Annotated in this window: 14 protein-coding genes; 11 read left to right on the forward strand and 3 right to left on the reverse strand. The window is 38.6% G+C overall.

Annotation, left to right across the window (positions count from 1 at the left end; translation table 11 throughout):
• The first annotated feature begins 86 nt into the window (after positions 1–86).
• Both ACZ1G6_RS15805 and ACZ1G6_RS15810 read left to right on the forward strand, forming a co-directional pair.
• Positions 87–2,213, forward strand: coding sequence for a sensor domain-containing diguanylate cyclase (locus ACZ1G6_RS15805; RefSeq protein ID WP_472617168.1), 2,127 nt, complete (start codon positions 87–89; stop codon positions 2,211–2,213).
• Between the two features lie 97 nt (positions 2,214–2,310).
• Positions 2,311–4,866, forward strand: coding sequence for a hypothetical protein (locus ACZ1G6_RS15810; protein WP_472617169.1), 2,556 nt, complete (start codon positions 2,311–2,313; stop codon positions 4,864–4,866).
• Between the two features lie 22 nt (positions 4,867–4,888).
• Here ACZ1G6_RS15810 and ACZ1G6_RS15815 read toward each other — a convergent pair whose 3' ends face one another.
• Positions 4,889–5,266: a GFA family protein gene (locus ACZ1G6_RS15815; RefSeq protein WP_472617170.1), complete on the reverse strand. Its 378-nt coding sequence runs from the start codon at positions 5,264–5,266 to the stop codon at positions 4,889–4,891.
• Between the two features lies 1 nt (position 5,267).
• On the reverse strand, positions 5,268–6,092 hold the full coding sequence (locus ACZ1G6_RS15820) for a sterol desaturase family protein (RefSeq protein WP_472617171.1): 825 nt from the start codon (positions 6,090–6,092) through the stop codon (positions 5,268–5,270).
• Between the two features lie 206 nt (positions 6,093–6,298).
• Between ACZ1G6_RS15820 and ACZ1G6_RS15825 the strand changes: the two genes are divergently transcribed.
• The 5 genes from ACZ1G6_RS15825 to ACZ1G6_RS15845 all read left to right on the forward strand — a co-directional run bounded on the left by ACZ1G6_RS15825 (position 6,299) and on the right by ACZ1G6_RS15845 (position 11,721).
• Positions 6,299–7,108 carry an SDR family oxidoreductase gene (locus ACZ1G6_RS15825; protein ID WP_472617172.1) on the forward strand — a complete coding sequence of 270 codons (810 nt, stop codon included), beginning with the start codon at positions 6,299–6,301 and terminating at the stop codon, positions 7,106–7,108.
• A gap of 24 nt (positions 7,109–7,132) precedes the next feature.
• Positions 7,133–8,872, forward strand: a complete 1,740-nt coding sequence (locus ACZ1G6_RS15830) for a DUF4153 domain-containing protein (protein WP_472617173.1) — start codon at positions 7,133–7,135, stop codon at positions 8,870–8,872.
• Between the two features lie 7 nt (positions 8,873–8,879).
• Positions 8,880–9,206: a hypothetical protein gene (locus tag ACZ1G6_RS15835; RefSeq protein ID WP_472617174.1), complete on the forward strand. Its 327-nt coding sequence runs from the start codon at positions 8,880–8,882 to the stop codon at positions 9,204–9,206.
• A 97-nt stretch (positions 9,207–9,303) separates the two neighbouring features.
• On the forward strand, positions 9,304–10,044 hold the full coding sequence (locus ACZ1G6_RS15840; protein WP_472617175.1) for a helix-turn-helix domain-containing protein: 741 nt from the start codon (positions 9,304–9,306) through the stop codon (positions 10,042–10,044).
• Positions 10,045–10,212: 168 nt separating this feature from the next.
• Positions 10,213–11,721, forward strand: a complete 1,509-nt coding sequence (locus ACZ1G6_RS15845; RefSeq protein WP_472617176.1) for a S41 family peptidase — start codon at positions 10,213–10,215, stop codon at positions 11,719–11,721.
• A gap of 59 nt (positions 11,722–11,780) precedes the next feature.
• Here ACZ1G6_RS15845 and ACZ1G6_RS15850 read toward each other — a convergent pair whose 3' ends face one another.
• Positions 11,781–12,545, reverse strand: a complete 765-nt coding sequence (locus tag ACZ1G6_RS15850) for an exodeoxyribonuclease III (protein ID WP_472617177.1) — start codon at positions 12,543–12,545, stop codon at positions 11,781–11,783.
• Between the two features lie 188 nt (positions 12,546–12,733).
• On the opposite strand from ACZ1G6_RS15850, the gene ACZ1G6_RS15855 reads away from it, so the two are divergent.
• From ACZ1G6_RS15855 to ACZ1G6_RS15870, 4 genes are all read left to right on the forward strand, one after another.
• Complete coding sequence (locus ACZ1G6_RS15855) at positions 12,734–13,810, forward strand: MBL fold metallo-hydrolase (protein ID WP_472617178.1); 1,077 nt, start codon at positions 12,734–12,736, stop codon at positions 13,808–13,810.
• Positions 13,811–13,935: 125 nt separating this feature from the next.
• The gene (locus tag ACZ1G6_RS15860; RefSeq protein WP_472617179.1) at positions 13,936–14,268 is read left to right on the forward strand and encodes a DUF1820 family protein; all 333 of its coding nucleotides are present in this window, start codon (positions 13,936–13,938) and stop codon (positions 14,266–14,268) included.
• Between the two features lie 60 nt (positions 14,269–14,328).
• Positions 14,329–16,086 carry a DUF885 domain-containing protein gene (locus ACZ1G6_RS15865; protein ID WP_472617180.1) on the forward strand — a complete coding sequence of 586 codons (1,758 nt, stop codon included), beginning with the start codon at positions 14,329–14,331 and terminating at the stop codon, positions 16,084–16,086.
• Positions 16,087–16,249: 163 nt separating this feature from the next.
• Positions 16,250–17,653: a YdgA family protein gene (locus tag ACZ1G6_RS15870; RefSeq protein ID WP_472617181.1), complete on the forward strand. Its 1,404-nt coding sequence runs from the start codon at positions 16,250–16,252 to the stop codon at positions 17,651–17,653.
• Positions 17,654–17,678 lie beyond the last annotated feature (25 nt).

The raw sequence follows: 17,678 nt of genomic DNA on the forward strand, positions 1-17,678 counted from the left end.
AAAACTAACACCGGCATTGAATAAATGCCCATAATACAAAACTAAATCTTTAATTTGAAAACGACTATGAGTATTTATCCGAATATATGACCAATCGAGTACCTACCAAAGATAATAGTGCATGGAATATGTGCATTGCGTTGGGCCTTGCTAGTTTTTTTGCCAACACTTTTATCTTTGTCGATATGTTCGGTGACATCAGCATCTACGCGGGTAGCTTTTTTGTTGTTTTATCATTATTAATTTTACCCGCAAAAAAAACACTCTTCGTTTTTGTTGCTAGCATCCTACCCTTTGTCCTTTTTGACCGGGGGATTCTGCATATTACGATTTCTACCTTTGAATTTATCTGCATCATTGTTCTACTGCGATGCAAATTAAGCTTACTTAATACAAGCAGCATCACATGGCTGTTGCTTATTTTCCCCGCATTAAGTTTTGGTATTTATTTGTATGTGTCCTTTCACGTATTAACCGCAGTATTTATTACTTTGATCATTTGCCTGAACGGATACTTTTTTGCAAATGCTGCTGTATTAAGCTATTCCTTTATTCCGTTTAAAAGTAAATGGCGCCACTATAAACCCTCTCCACCAAAATTTTCGGACGTTGTTTTTGAAATAAACCTTATCAGTGTCATGTTACCTATAATCTTTGTAACTTTAGTGTTTACTTGGCGTTCGGTTGGCCAAAATGAAGAGGCACTTAGCAAAGAATTATCATTTGCAAATGCTCAAATCAGCTTTAGTGTTGCCAATGTACTTAAAGAAAAACAAGAAATGCTCATTGAAACAGCAGCGATGTTGTCAAATGATGTATATAAAGGCCAAGAAGACATTATTTTAAATAGCATTGCTAATTCTAATACGAGTGTTGAGAGTATGACGGTAGCAGATGCTGATGGCACTGTTTTATTTGCTGCACCAGAGCAATATGCTCAAATCATTCAACAAGCAACTAACCTTAGCATTGCAAGTAGAGACTATTTTCAACAAACTCGCATCAATAAAGCGCCTGTTGTTTCTGATGCCTTGCAAGGTCGAGGGCTTGGTAGTTTAAAAATTGTCGCATTGACTGCCCCTATTATCCAAAACGATGCCTTTACCGGCCTGGCGCAAGCAGCCGTTATATTGCAAAATTTTGTGGATTTAAGCGTAGTGAACACGATTGAATCAAACGATATGCTAGTGGTCATTACCGATACTTCAGACTCCATCATATATCGCTCTGCCATATTAGGTTTTGATGAAAAAGACCTATTTCGTTACTCCTGGTCTTCACATCCCATAGTTAGGGACACGCAGACTTTGTTAATTAACAATGAACAATACATCTATTTACAACAAACCAATAATCAGGGTTGGCATATCTATACCCTAGCGCCAGTCAATAAAGTATTTACCAGTATCGAAGGATATATTTTGTTTGTGGCACTTACTATCATCGGTAGCATCGCACTCATTACGCTGATGGCAAATCGCTTAGCATTTAAGATCACCCGTCCTTTGGTGAATCTAGAGAAGTTTATTGCCAATGAAAAAAATCAAGATGATGTCATTGCAGAGGCACAAATAAGCAAAGAAATGATGACGGTTACTAATCGATTTATTGATTCTCATCTAATATCAAAAAGTTTCCAACAGCGCTTGGGTGAAGAAGTTGAGCAAAAAACAAGGGAACTAAATCTACTTAATAAGAAACTAGTCAAGCTTTCTCAAATAGATAAGCTATCGGGCTTATACAACAGAGGCGCATTTGACTCCTTATCGAAAACCGCGCACAGCTTTTGTGTTAATAAGCGCCAAGCGTATTCAATTTGTATGGTAGATATTGATAATTTCAAACAAATTAACGACACATATGGCCACCAAATTGGCGACCAATGCATTAAAGAAATCTCGACTATATTAAACAGAGCCTTTAAACGACAAGGCGATATCGCTGCTCGATATGGCGGTGAAGAATTTATAATATTTACTTCACGAGATGAAGTCCAAAAAAACCAGAATTATATTCACAAAATACATCAGGCAATATCTGAACATGTTGTTTATGCTGATGACAGGCGCTTATCCTTTACCATTAGTATCGGTGTCTGTAGTGTTGAAGTAGACTTTTCTAACTCCCTAAACACAGTTATTAAACTTGCCGACGAAGCGCTTTACAAAAGTAAGGAAGAAGGCCGTAATCGAATAAGCGTCATCAATCTATAAGGCTTAAAAGCCAAACCGCCGATAAACATTGTATCGCTTTTGATTGTCATTTATGCTTTTTATCTGAGCAATAAATAGTCAATAAAAGGACATGTCGATGCAATGGGAACGCGTTTATAACGTGTTAAGGCAGCAAATAGTGAACATTCAGCAAAGCCGATTTGCGCTTAGCCTTGTCCATTTTGTTGTATTGCTAGGATTGACGCCTTATTTTTTCAACCTCTCTTTATATAGTATTGGAAGCGACCAATACTTACCCTCGCAGTATACGCTAGACCCGATTCGGTTTGAGTTTATCAATCAAAATCTTGTTGAAAAATATGACGAAAACGGTCTTATTAAACAAACAGATCCCGTCCTGTTAGATACAAACGCTATTCCCTTAACGAGCCAATATGCAATTGATATGTGCCAAGAACTTGTACTAAGTGACCACTACCATGCAGTACAAATTAGAAGCCAACAAGATTTCAAATCCAAATGTCTCACCTTCTTAAATGCTTATAATCAATACAAAATACGTCTTAATCGACAGCGCTATCTTTCTCAAACGTTATCATCCGTCGAAACAGAAAAAGCGCTCGATACCTTCTCAATTGAAGCGTTTAACTGGCTCAATGGTGAAGCAAACTCACTTCAATTTGAAACGCCTCAAGTGACGGCCTTTGCGCCTGAGTACTATAATTGGTTGTTAGCAAACTTAAGTATTGAAAATGCCAATCAGAAAGATTTGACCATAAGCAACCCATATTCAGCTTTTCAGCTAATGCAATTCCCATCTTGGATTTTGGGTTTAATATTGATTATTCCGGCCATATTAATCTGTTTAATCAAAAGAATGTGGCTGCTGGCAATGATATTGTTTGCCATTCCTTTTTATAATTACATCACCTATATTCTGTCAATAGTCGGCAACGCTGAGCGTGAGTTTAAAGTCATTTCCATTGCCTTTGTGCAATTAAGTTTTATCTGGCTTATTTGCACCTGCAAAGCCAGAAGCAAAGCGTTTTTAGCCTTTTTAGTCCTTGCTATTTTAAGTATCTATTTCCCACTATATGCAGCAAATTGGTTTGAACAAATAAGTAAAGAACACCTATATTATTCGTCCAATCAACCATTTATGATGCTTGCAATTTTTGTCCTCTTATTTTGTATTGGTCGTTTATTTGTCAAAGGTGCGAAACAAAATTTTGCACTACTTAAAGACCTCGGATGGCTAAGTAACGTCAAGCTTGCGCTTCGTTCTTTATTTTTATGGTTACCTATGGCCGTTTTATGTTTGCCATTTTTCTACTTTAGTTATTACAAAATACCCCAAGCTCTTAGTGATAATTTACATAGTAACAATATCCTGTTGTACAATTATGAAAGTAACGAAGTGATGTTGGATAATTCACTTCAATCCTCAGCATATCATTTTGATAAAACACGCTTGTTTTGGTTTGTGTATACCGAAAGGTTAAAACAAGATCTAGCGCAGTCAGGGAAAACACTGCAAGAAATTGATCTTGCAAGATCAGTTGAACAATATTTTGAGACCGTTTTCCCAAAAGACCTACAATTTAGAGTGAAAAAATCAAGAAGCCGTTTCTTTGTTGGTGCAGTTGTTAACGAGGTTAATAAACAAACGCACAAATCGTTACAACGTTCTTACCGTGCATTACGAACGCAAATCAAAAACAAACTTTTACAAATCGCCAACCAGCAACAAGGCACCTTTGAAACCTTTACCGGAGAAGCCGTAGACAAAGGGACAAATGATATCAATGCCTTTTACCTTAGTGGCAGAGCCGCTATCACACAACAAGAATTGAGTATGCAACAGTCCTTACATTCATTGTTTACCAGCTTATCTGTCTATCATTTTTTCATGACGATTTTATTTGTGTATGTGTGCATTAAAAGTTATTTGTATGTTTTCTCACGTGTAAGTTTTCATCCAAATACAGGCATTGAAGTTACCTTATCAAATGAGCAACAACCAGATTCGGACTCGCATTTAAGTGGAACAATTACAGCATTAGGTAGTGACTTTGAATTGAAAGCTAGCACATATACTAGGTATTACATTTCAAGACGCTTTCAATGCCGAGGAGCCGCACCTAACTTAAGATTTGTTCAAATGATAAGTGCGCCAATTGGCAGGATCCTGCATGGCGTGTATGGTATGAATAGAATTGATGTATATCCTGATTCTGAGACAATATCGTGCAGTTCAACACAGGGCATTCAATATTTTGAATGGTCGTTAGGCAAGAATGAAAAAGTACTGTTTGATTTAAAATCCTTTGTTGGTATGACGGATACTGTAAGTCTTTCGACATTGGTTAGCCCTAAAATATCCTCTTTGCTTTTAGGCAAGATTTTTTACACTCAAGCAACCGGACCAGGAAAGTTATTACTTGTAGCAAAAGGCAGCGCGCAAATATCAGTTGGAGAAAACGAAATACAAAGCATGCCTCCTGAACGCGTAATTGCTATGGGACAACAAACTAGGATGCAGGTAGAAAGCCAGTTAGATATGCTCAATATTTATTTTAGCAACGCCTATATCAAACCTGTGGAAGGTCAAATGCTAATAGATGTTGACACGCAAGGCGGCACTAAATCAGGTTCCGCAGCATTTATTCGACACTTTTTGTTACCTGGATAAGGCTACTTTTATTCTAGCGTCATTATTTAGATTTATGCGCAAGGGCCGCGGCATTTTGCTCCCAATTTTGCCCATCAAAATCCACAATTTTAACTGTAGATGGCAATGTATCAAGGGCCGCAATATTAATACTAATACCGTCTGGGTTTGATCTAGGAGTATAAAACGGCTTCACGCCACAGACTTTACAAAACGTATGCTGAGCGATTTTCTTATTAAAAGTATAGACACTAAGCGCCTCTTGTCCTTTTATTAAAGTAAATACACGCAAAGGAACAATCATTTGAACTAAACCAGATTTAGCGCAAATACTACAATTGCAACGTTCACATTCTATTGTATCTGGCAAATCCACTTCAAATGCTACAGCGCCGCAATGGCAACTTCCTTTGTATATCATGTTAGGCCTTCTTATTCGTTAACTTGTTACTAGGCTTGGTTTTTATCAATGGCCAAAATAATTGCTCTTTCCAATTGGCTTTACGCATCCCTTCTACTCCATAGCTTTTAGGGTATTGCCTAGTTATTTTAGCCGTTTGAAAGACAATATCCCATATAAACAACATGTTGCCATAGTTGCCTTTGTAGTGCGTCGCAGGATCATCACCTCTAAGTCCGTGATGACCACTATGAGTAGAGGGCGTTGAAATGATGCGTTCAATACACCACATCAGCGGATGCAAGCGCTTGTTCTTATAAAGAGGAGCATCCCACTTCCATTCAGAATGCGCCCCCATGATAATCGTTAACTTAGCCACTAAATAAAACGCGTATACCCAGCCTAAACCAAGGTAGATAAGAATGCCTGATAGCCATAAAGAAGGCATCAATAAGTAATAGAAAAAGTTATTGCGATAGACAATTCGAATGCTCATGTATTTTGCATTATGGTGCGCTCGATGCAATTTGTATAAGGGGATGTAACTGTGACTTAAGCGATGCCACCAATATTGCATCATGTCATCAAAAATAAGTAATAACAAAAGTTGTAATGCAATCGAAGAATCAGATAGCGCACCAGCGTATTGAGGCACTACCCAAGCAGCAATCGCTGCGGCGCTAAATAGTACAAAAGGCTGGGTAAATATAAACAGCAACAGCGTGCCAATAAGTTCAACCTTACCGTCATCTTGTACTTCATCCGTTTTGTTAAAAAGCTGACTATGCCTTGCCTCGATAAGTGCAAAGATAACAAATATTGTGAAAATGGCGATTTGATAATGCAATAGAGTCTCCTAAGAAATCTTACATTAGCATAAGATGGTATTTAAGATATAGTATCAAGATGCTATGGCGCTTTAGCATTAAAGTTTCTTTGGCGCTAAACATGATAGAGAAGCGTTCGATATGAATCTCAAGCTTTATTAATTGAATACCTTTCTATTCATAGAGTACACTTCAACAAACAAAAAATAACAACAGAGACATATGGATGAGCAATAAGCGTATTTTTATCACAGGAGGTGCAAGCGGCTTAGGAAAAGCAATCGCTCTGCATTATGCAGCTCAGGGCTACAAGGTAGCGATCGGTGATATAAACCGTGACGCCCTTGAGGATACCCAAAAAGAGTTATTAATTTACACTGCAGATGTGATTACGCTTGCATGCGACACCACAGATATCGACAGTCTTGAAAGTGCTCGTTCGCAGATCGAAGACAAATGGCAAGGCCTGGATATTCTAGTAAATAACGCGGGCGTTGCCGGTACATTTGGTGCGACCGAATTTGTGAATCTTGATGATTGGAAAAACGTCCTTGATATTAACTTAATGGGCGTTGTCAGGGGTTGTAAAGCCTTCATTCCTTTATTTAAAAAGCAATCCAGTGGAGCAATTGTGAACATTGCTTCGATGGCCGGTTTACTTGCACCACCGAATGCAGGTGCTTACAACGCATCAAAAGCAGCGGTTATTGCCCTATCTGAAACCGTTCGGTACGAAATGTTACCATTTAACGTAAACGTACATGTTGTTTGTCCTGCTTTTTTTAAAACAAATTTGACTGACTCTTTAAAATCGCCAGCAAAAACAAAAGCATTTATCGATAAGGAGATGGAACGCTCGTCTTTATCTGCCCTTGATGTTGCCTCATTGATTGCCAGACAAGTTGAAGATAATCAATTTATGATGCTCACCCACAAAAAAGAAAAACGCCTATGGCAATTCAAACGCTTTTTACCGCTTATGTATGATAGCTTTGCCATTAAAACGTTTAAAAAGTTACTTAAAAAAACAGGATAAATAAACGCAAAGAAAGGATGCGCTATGACAAATCAAAAAAGCACAATTGAACACGATTGGTTCACCGCTACCATGGCGATTATTCAAGCATGCATTTTGTATTTTTTATATGTCACTGTAGATGAAAATAAAGCATTTGCACAATACCCTGAGTATCTAAATTCAGTTGCCGGTGTCGCTATTGCTTTTCCACTTATTTTACTTTTCATTCGACGAGGCGCGCCGCAAACAAAAGCCCTACTAATTGCACTATTTGCATCTATTGTGATTGCACTTTGTGGTGTGTATGCCGGACTACAATCTAAGCCCATTGATAAATTATCAACTGGTATGATTACGGCTGTTTTTGTCCTATGTAGTTTAATTATTGCGTTTAAAGTCGTGATATATGCTCAACAATACTTGTCGCGCCTACCTTTTACGTTTGCTAATCTATATCAAAGTTCTTGGCGGACATTTATTGTTGGTATCGAAGCATGGATTTTCACATGGCTGCTATTTGGCGTTTTATTTTTGGGCGCAGCACTTTTTAAAATCATTGGTATATCAATATTTGTTGATTTACTTGATGAAGCCTACATCACTATTCCTATCTTCACCCTAAGCTTTTCTTTTGCAATTAATTACTTCCAAACAAGCGAAAAAGTTGCCGATACTATTGCCATGGTACTGCAAACAATTATCAAATTTATTTTGCCATTAATTGCAGTTATTTTGATTGGCTTTGCGATAAGCATCGCATTTACTGGTGTTGGAACACTGTGGGAAGATGGTCCAGGCTCTGTATTGATATTATGGCTTCAAGCCTTAGCGTTGTTTTTTGTTAATACTGTCTATATGGGTACCCAACAAGCCCCTCCCTACTCTCGTTGGCTACATAAATTAGTGCTAACAGGCATTGCATTTTTACCCATCTATTGTGTTTTGGCGACTTATGGCTTGTGGCTTCGCATTGATCAATACGGGCTAACCCCCTCACGGGGCTTTGGAATGTTGGTAAACTTGCTTATTACTACGTTTAGCCTTAGCTACTTTATAGCAATTGTCAAAGCTCGAGATGAATGGTATCTAATCAAGAATAAAATAAATGTCGCCGTGGGTATCGCTGTTGTAATAGTTTGCATTTTGTTAAATACACCTATATTGAGTATGCAGAAGTGGTCAACAGCCAGTCAAATGGCACGATTAGACCTCACCACAACACTTGAAGCTCAGGATATGCGCTTTTTTCAACGCGAATTAGGCGCTAGCGGATATAAAGCCTTGCTAGATATAAAAGAAGATATGCTAGCCATCGACATAAGCTACGAAAAAAGGCTTAACGATGTCTTTGTCAATTGGCGCTTTGACAATGATTTTAATAATAACGATGCCGATAATACTAGGGTTACGCCAAACTATGCTACCTTACCTAAAAATGTTGACGTTCCTCAAAGCATTTTAGATGCAATATTTGATGATGATTATAAGGGCGCATCGGTTGTATTTATTCAAACTAACTTAAATGACGACGAGCAAGAAGAGTGGGTCAGCCTCGTTAATTTGTCCTATATGGTTAGAAGCGATATATGGGCCTTAAGCGAAGAATCATGGATTAATGTGGGCGCTTCTTTTACCGGCAATGGAAATAGCATTCAAATGGAACAATTTTTTGTTGACCCCGAATCGCTTGAATTAAGTATTGAAAATCCAGACTTCAAGCACCTTCGAATAGGTAATGAAGCCCTATTTGTTGCACCTAAAACGCGCAAAGATCAAGAGTGAGTACATCATGGGTGATTCGGCAAATCTAGTATTTGCATGGCGTAGTGTAATGATGGCAACGATCTGTTTGCCTATCCTCATTTGTATAGTATTGCTTTTGCTAAAAAAAGTAGAACGTAAAGCCTCATTCGCACTAGCAGCTGCATTACTTTCCAGTGTTATTGCAATTAGCCCACAAATTATCGGTTTTGCCGGCTTTTATGATGTTTGGCCCGATTTAACATTCTTCCCTCTTTACAACGATTTATGGCTTGGCCCATTAATATATATACATGCTCATCTTCTGATACGTCAGTCCGAACTTGGCTGGCGAAAATTCCTGTTACTTCCTTAGTGTTATTCAAACTTCATATTATACCTGGGCATATCTGAGTTTAGGCGACTATCAAAATAAATGGGCATATTCGAAGGCTTTTCATTCACCTTATATCGTGCCAATTGAAAGCCTATTAGCAATTACCTTTTTAGGTGTGGCGATATACAAAATTTGGGTGTTGTATCATCAATATAAAGAGTTTATTCATGCTACTGAATCTACTGCGTCTGAATTTGAGCCCATTTGGCTTAAGCGAATCATGTTCATATTAGTTGTTACTGGTGTGTTATTCGCGTGTATCGAGATTATCGGATCATTTTCAGGTTTAAGTTATGTGGCTGCTTTCCCAATACAAGTACTTATTATGATAGGTATAGGGTGGTTAAGTATAGAAGCGGTAGGGCGAATCAATCAGGCTTATCCTAAGCTTCCCAGTGATGAAATAGCACTTAGCTATCAGCGACCACCAAACAAAAAAGATATAAACACTCAAACAGACAAGTCCCAAGACTGGATAGCACTTTCACAAAAGATTGACCAGCAAGTAAATGAAAACAAATGGTACTTAGCGCCCAGGTTTTCATTGCGCCAACTTGCTGCGAATATTGGCAGCAACGAGGTGTATGTGTCTAAAGCAATTAATCAAGAAATGAAGGTTAATTTTAACGATTATATTAATCAAAAAAGAATTTCTCACGCACAACATTTAATCCAAAATTCAACATTACCAATACTCTCTATCGCCTTAGAAAGCGGTTTTAACTCTAAAGCAACGTTTAATCGAGTATTTAAAGAACGCTCGTCAGTCACACCAAGTCAATATAAGCAAAACATCAACAATAAGGGTAATTTCTAGTAAGTAGTGATTAGCAGCATATCTTGTAGAAAAGTCTCAAATCATTAAAAAAAGGTCTCAATATATGTTATGAGGCGCAATGATATTGACCATAGCGATACTTCATCACGTCTTACTACTTGTTTGCCGGTATATAAAAACTAAGGTGAACACCATTGGAGAAATTTCATGTCATCACGATTATCTGTACCCAATCTTATTTTTTGTATCGCACTTTGTATATTCATTCACATAGACGCTTTAGCAACAAATAAAGAAGCTCACATTTCATATGCCGACTACCAATTAAGTGCCGACCAAATCAATTCTGATATCGAATTATTAAAAAAGACGTATAAACGCATTCATCCCGGCTATACTCGATACACAAAACTTTCTGAACTAGAAGCTAGTTGGGATGCGATTAGTCAAGACGCAATTGAAGCTGATGGTATGCAAGTAGGGAATTTTTACCTGCGTATACAACAGACGCTTACCATGATTAAATGCGATCATACCAAAGCAAACCTACCCAAAAAACTACAGCAAGAACGAAATACTCAGCCAATTTATTTGCCTTTTAAATGGCAATGGATTGAAAAGCGCGCATTTGTCGTGGGGCCAGACAAGTCTAATCAACTAGCAATGTTTGATGAAATTATTAGTATTGATGGCAAAAACATACAAGCGATTGTTGAAGAGCTTGCCCCTTTGATTCCTGTTGATGGCTATACTAATTGGTCAAGAAATGCAGGCATTGCTGATTCCTTAGAATTCATGGGAGGTGCTGTTGACCATTTCGGCTCGCTTAAATGGGTTAATCATCCTACTGTCAAAGTGACCATCAAAAAACAAAGTGGAGAAACCAGAACACTTACGCTTGATAGAATTAATTATAAAGATTTTCGCTCCCTTGCAAGTATACAAAGTAATGCAAGAAGCTTTAAAAATGGCGTAACTTTTGAACGCATCGGCGATACCATCGCGTATTTGCGTATTGACACATTCGTTAACTACAGAGACACCGTAGATCCCCGTACTATTTATGAGCCCATCTTTAAGGCAATTAAGGCCGAAAAACGTGAGGTATTGATACTCGATTTACGTAACAATGGAGGAGGCTCAACAGATGCAAGTATGGGCTTATTTGCTAACCTAATATCAACAAAGACTGCTATGAAAACAAATATGCGTGTCAATACCTTATCATTTGAAGATATTCGACCTCACCTTTGGACATGGGATAAACGGGCTTTAGATCCTAATCGTATTGCGTTTAGCAAAAACGATGATGGTTCGTTTTCGCTACGTTCTTGGTTTACCGATGATTTAGATATCGTCAAGCCCACTAAGCATGCTTTTACTGGCAAACTTATCGCACTTACTAGTAATAGTAATAGTTCAGGTAGCACTAATTTGTTATCTGTTTTAGCTTCGCAAAACCGTGTGACCTTAATAGGTGAAAAAACTGGCGGAAGTGCCGAAGGTGTAACGGCAGGTTTATTGTTTACATTGACGTTACCCGAATCTCAAATCACTACTCGAGTACCTTTCTTTTTTCAAGCCAATAACGTTACTTCGTTTGAAAAAGGATTTGGCCTGAGCCCTGATATCGACGTTCCAATGACAGCGGACGCTTTTGTATCACAACGAGATCCCGCCTTAGAAGTAGCAAAAGCATTTGCAGCAAAACAATAATTACTAATGAAACATAAGGCCCTATCATGTCGCCTTATGTTTTGCTTATGCACCGCTAATTAACTAGCGAACTCGACACTCACCGGGCAGTGATCAGAACCATAAATGTCATTATGGATGTCTGCTTGAGTAATATTTGACGTCAATTTTTGTGAAACCAAGAAATAGTCGATGCGCCATCCAACGTTCCGTTCACGTGCTCCAGCACGATAGCTCCACCACGAATATTTTACTGTTTCAGGGTGCAATAGCCTAAATGAATCAACAAAGCCTGCAGCAACAAGATTGTCAATACCATCAATTTCGCGTTGTGTGTAACCTGCGCTTTTATTGTAATTAGGCTTAGGACGAGCTAAATCAATGTCTTTGTGAGCAACGTTTAAATCACCGCATACCACCACCGGCTTTACTTTTTCTAAATCATTCAAATAACTTAAAAAATCCGCATCCCATTGTTGGCGATAATCTAAACGTTTTAAATCATTGCCTGAATTAGGTGTATACACGGTGACCAGATAGAAAGAATCAAATTCCGCACATAGCACTCTGCCTTCTTGATCATGCTCGCTTATGTTGATGTCTTTAGTTACTTTTAAAGGGGGTACGCGTGTAATAATGCTAGTGCCAGAATATCCCTTTTTGACCGCTGAGTTTGCAAAAATTTCGTAGCCTTCAACAGGGGCCAATGCTTCTAACACTTGATCATCTTGTGCTTTGGTTTCCTGTAAGCATAAAACATCACAATCTAAGGCTTTAAATGATTCTAAAAAGTCTTTTTTCATTACTGCACGAACGCCATTAACGTTCCATGAGACAAGTTTCATTTCATGCTTTCCTTTAAAAATAACGATAAGATTATCGAAAACAACTTAACTATAGTGCAGGGTATTTTGTATTTAATCACGCTTGATTGCAAAAAATTATGCCTGTAATCTTTGATAATAAAACTCATAGGTTGACCTTTTTATTTGACTCATTACGTATCAGTAACATTAGGGTAAATGAGGTTGTCATGCGCATACATGTATTTGGATTGATTGTCATCGTTCTTCTTTTGATAGGATCATGCAGCTCGTCCACACAAAGCCCTCGTTCAAACAAAGCCCATCATACAGAGAAAGGCTTTACAAACCTCTATATTGAAGAACCCGAAAAGAGCTTTTTTGATTTTTTAAATATGCGTTTTTTAGGTGATGATCAATGGGCGGATCATATTGCATTGGCTAATACAGTGCCGTTTCAATATGTTGAACTATCTGCGCTAAAAATGCCAAACGACAGACAATTAACTTGGTTAGGTCATTCAAGCTTTCTTATTCAACATAAAGGTGTTTCGGTATTAACCGACCCAATATTTAGCAATAGAGCTTCACCCTTGTCGTTTGCCGGCCCAAAACGATATGTTCAACATCCAATGGATTATAATAATCTACCTGATATCGATCTTGTCATAATCAGTCACAATCACTATGACCATTTAGACGAGCCAACGATTGCTCGCTTGGCAGATATGGCAAACAAACAAGCGCGCCCAATGAAGTTTGCGGTTCCCTTGGGATTGGGTGATATTTTAATAGATAACAATGTATTGCCCAAAGATATTATTGAGCTTGATTGGTGGGATAAACACTTACTTGAGAAGACCCCAGCAGCTTTATCAGTTGAGGCACTGCCCAGTCAACATTGGTCGGCACGAGGCCTGTATGATCGACATGAGACCTTGTGGGCAAGTTGGGCGATTAACATCGAAGGTTTTAGCATCTGGTTTGCCGGCGATACTGGCTATAACGATATTCAATTTAAAGAAATTGGAGAGCACCTACAAACAATAGACTTGGCACTTATACCTATTGGCGCATACGAGCCACGCTGGTTTATGCAATATTACCATGTTAACCCCAAAGAAGCGGTTAAAATGCATCAAGATTTAAACAGCCAGTTCTCTGTTGGTATGCATTGGGGCACGTTCCCAATGACGGCAGAAGCCCCAATTGCACCCGTAGAAGAATTAAATATACAATTAAAACAAGCAGAAATCTCGCCTGAAAACTTTGTCGTTATGCCAATAGGTGCCACCACTAATTTGTAATTACCCATTAATGAGGCTGTCAACATGAGCTCGCCAATAAAGGAGAATGAAATCATATTAGCTCTCCCCCTTTAAATACAAATATTAGGCCTCATATCCAGCACTAACTATGAAAGGAGCGCATTATGAGCCAATCAGCCCCTCTTTACCGCGTGCAATTTATAAGCAGCGGTGAGCGATATGAAGTATATGTAAAAGAGTTGATGACAAGCAGTATCTTTGGTTTTATTGAAATTGCTGATTTTGTATGGGATACCCATACAAGCGTAGTAGTTGATCCTAGCCATGAAAAACTAAAAGATGAGTTTGGCGACGTTAAACGTACATTTGTCCCAATGCATAATGTATTGCGGATAGATCAGGTTGAAAAACATGGCAGTGCTAAAATCACCCAATTATCGAACAAATCTGATAAAGTAACGCCCATACACAGCCCAATTTATACGCCAAAAAAATAACATCCTGCTCTGGATACGCATATTGGGTTGCCGCGTTGCAGGGCTAACTGGAGAACCAATATGCGTTTGATTAGCATTTTATGTGCATTGAGCATCATGCTTATACTACCGGCCCACGCAACAAAGCATGAAGATACTGCATCTGCTCACCTTGATCATTTACTCGACAAAATTTGGCAATATGAACTCACTCAATTCCCCGGATTAGCTCGCTCAAAAGGGATAGACCCGCTCACATTAGACAGCCAATTTACCGACATCAGTATGTCGGCGATGACAGCAAGACACGCAAAGTTTAGCGAATTTAAAACGCAACTGGCAAACATCGATAAAACACAATTAAGTGAACAAGAGCGCATTAACTTAATTATGCAGCACTATCGAATTGATAATTATATTTCAAATTTTGAATTTAAAGAGTATCGGGTTCCGATTACATCAGAGTATGGATTTCATAGTAGTATTGGCAGAACACTCAGTGGCACTCAGATTACAAATTTAGCTAGCCTTGAGCGCTACAAACGGATGTTACGTGAAGTGCCCAAACAAATCGCGCAAAACATACAATACATGCAAGAAGGCATTAAGACACAACATACTCAACCACAAGTAGTCCTTAAAGGGTATGAAGATACGATTAGTGCATATATAGAAAATGACGTTTCACTGCATCCTTTTTTTGCGCCTGTTGTCAATGCACCAGATGGCGTAATTAGCTCAGAAGATAAAATGCTATTGCTAGATTTGGTAGATACCGTGAATGCGTCATATCAATCATTTTACGATTTTTTCGTTAATGATTACGTACCTAACGCAAAAACTGATATTGCCGCTACAACATGGCCCAACGGCGAAGCGTTCTATAACAATCGAGCTAAGCATTACACAACAACCGATATGACACCAAAGGAAATTTATGATGTCGGTTTGAAAGAAGTTGCACGTATAAGAGCTCAAATGCAGCAGATCGTTGATGAACTAGAGTTTGAAGGGGATATCAATGAATTCATAGACTTTTTACGAACAGATGAACAGTTTTATGCAAAAACGCCTGAAGACTTAATCATGTACGCATCATATGTAGCCAAACAAATGGATGCACAGCTACCTAAACTATTTTACAAAATGCCGCGAACACCATATGGTGTGGCTCCAGTGCCCGATAGTATCGCTCCAAAATATACAACTGGCCGTTACATATCGCCTAGTAGTGATGATCAGTCAGGATACTATTGGGTCAACACCTATGCGCTAGACAAACGTCCTTTATACGCAATACCAGCATTAACACTGCATGAAGCAGTACCAGGGCATCACTTTCAAATATCACTTGCTGCCGAAATGGAAGACTTACCTGAAGTTAGACGGTCAACCTATATCTCAGCCTTTGGCGAGGGGTGGGGCTTATATTCGGAGTATTTAGGATTAGAAGTCGGTATTTATGATGACCCTTATGATAATTTTGGTCGACTTAGTTATGAAATGTGGCGGGCGTGCCGTTTGGTAGTAGATACAGGCATGCATGTATTTGGCTGGAGTAGAGAAAAAGCCCTTAACTATATGCTTGAAAATACCGCCTTGTCTGAACACAATGTCCGTACCGAAATTGATCGATATATTTCTTGGCCTGCTCAAGCCTTGGCCTACAAACTTGGTGAAATAAAAATTAAACAATTGCGCCAAAAAGCCCAAGAAACATTAGGCGAAGATTTCGATTTACGGGCTTTTCATGATGAGTTGCTGGTAAATGGTTCTGTGCCTTTATTTGTGCTTGAACAAAAAATGCTTGAATATATCGCACAACAAGCCAGTAAATAACGAGCAACGAGCCCTTTTGTTTAAGGGACGACTTAGTTATTATGTCGTGCAAATTTAGCAGGTGTATGACGGCCATTACAAAAAACACTGTTATCACCTTAGTTAGTCTGTGTGCGAGCATCTAGCTTGCATTTAATTTTTAGTTTTAAACAAGGAAGTCAGTATGAAAAAACTCCTTTTATCTGCCGTTGCAGTCGTCGCCATTATTGGCATTGCGGGTCCCAAAGTAGCAGGGGTTCAATATGCCAATACCATTCAATCATCAATCGATGCGATTAACCAAGCATCTGGATATCAAGCTACGATAGTTAATATCGATTCTGGTTGGTTTAGTACACAAGCCACAATTAATATTGGCTTAGTGATTCCGGGAATGGATGAGCTTTATGCACAAGACACTTTAGATTTGTCTGTAAATATTGATGTCAATGGTAGTCATGGCCCTTTGATTTTCAAAGATGGCTTTGCATTCGCTTTAGCTCGTACAAATATCAGCACACAAGCGACAGAATTACCTGAAGGTTTGGTATTTGAAAACGGTGCGCCAATTTACGAATTTAATGGTTTAACAAGCATTTTTGGTACAACCGACTATACTGACGCGATTGCGGCAATCAACTATACGGATGCAGATTCTGGTGCTTCTATCTCTTTTTCCGGTATGCAAGGTGAAGGCAGTATTTCTAGCTCAGGTATACAATATGCAGCAATGTCAAAAAATACGACCTTTGATTTAGATGGCATGATTGGCTTTACAATGGACAACTTAAGCATTGACCTTGTATCGGATGCTTCATTATCTACCATGATGTCTCAGGGCCTTTATAACTCTACATCCAATTTCATCATTGAGAAAATGAACTATCAAAATCAAATGGATGGTAGTGAAACCAACATCGGGCAAACAAAACTTGCGGCAGTATCGACCTTTGATGAAACAGCTGGTTTAGGCAATATCGAGATGGCTACGACGCTAGTTAGCGTAGAAACCAACGAACTATCACTTGCTGATTTATTGGTAACAATTGAGCTGAATAATCTATCAGCGGCGTTTTTTAAAGAGTATCAAGCTTTCTCATCTGAAATTTTAGAAATCGCCCCTGATCAAATGGAAGCGCATACGCAAGCGTTTTTAAAAGACCATTTACTACCACAACTACAAACTAATCCTGAGTATAATATCAGCGAAATGAGTGGTCTGATAAATGGTAGTAAATTTGAAGGTAAGGTGATGACAAAACTTGAAAACGTCACACAAATGCCTATGAGTTTAGAAGACCCTTCTTTTTGGATCCGTCACGGTAATGTTGATAGCCAAATGAGCTTTGAAAAAGGCGCTGCTGAGTTTATTGCCACCATGGTTTTAGAATCACAACTGTCGGCTAATCCTCAGTTTGCAAGCATGTCAGCTGAAGAACAAGAAGAGTTAGTAAGGCAGCAAGTCGAAGGCACATTAATGGGTCTTGCGCAACAAGGCATGATCACCCAAAATGGCGAAAACTATGAGTTTGCATTTACTTTACAAGACTCACAAGCGTTGCTTAATGGCAATCCAATTCCTTTATAAGCGATGATATATAAAAAGTAAAAAA

The sequence above is a fragment of the Glaciecola sp. HA4-3 genome (assembly GCF_055693685.1).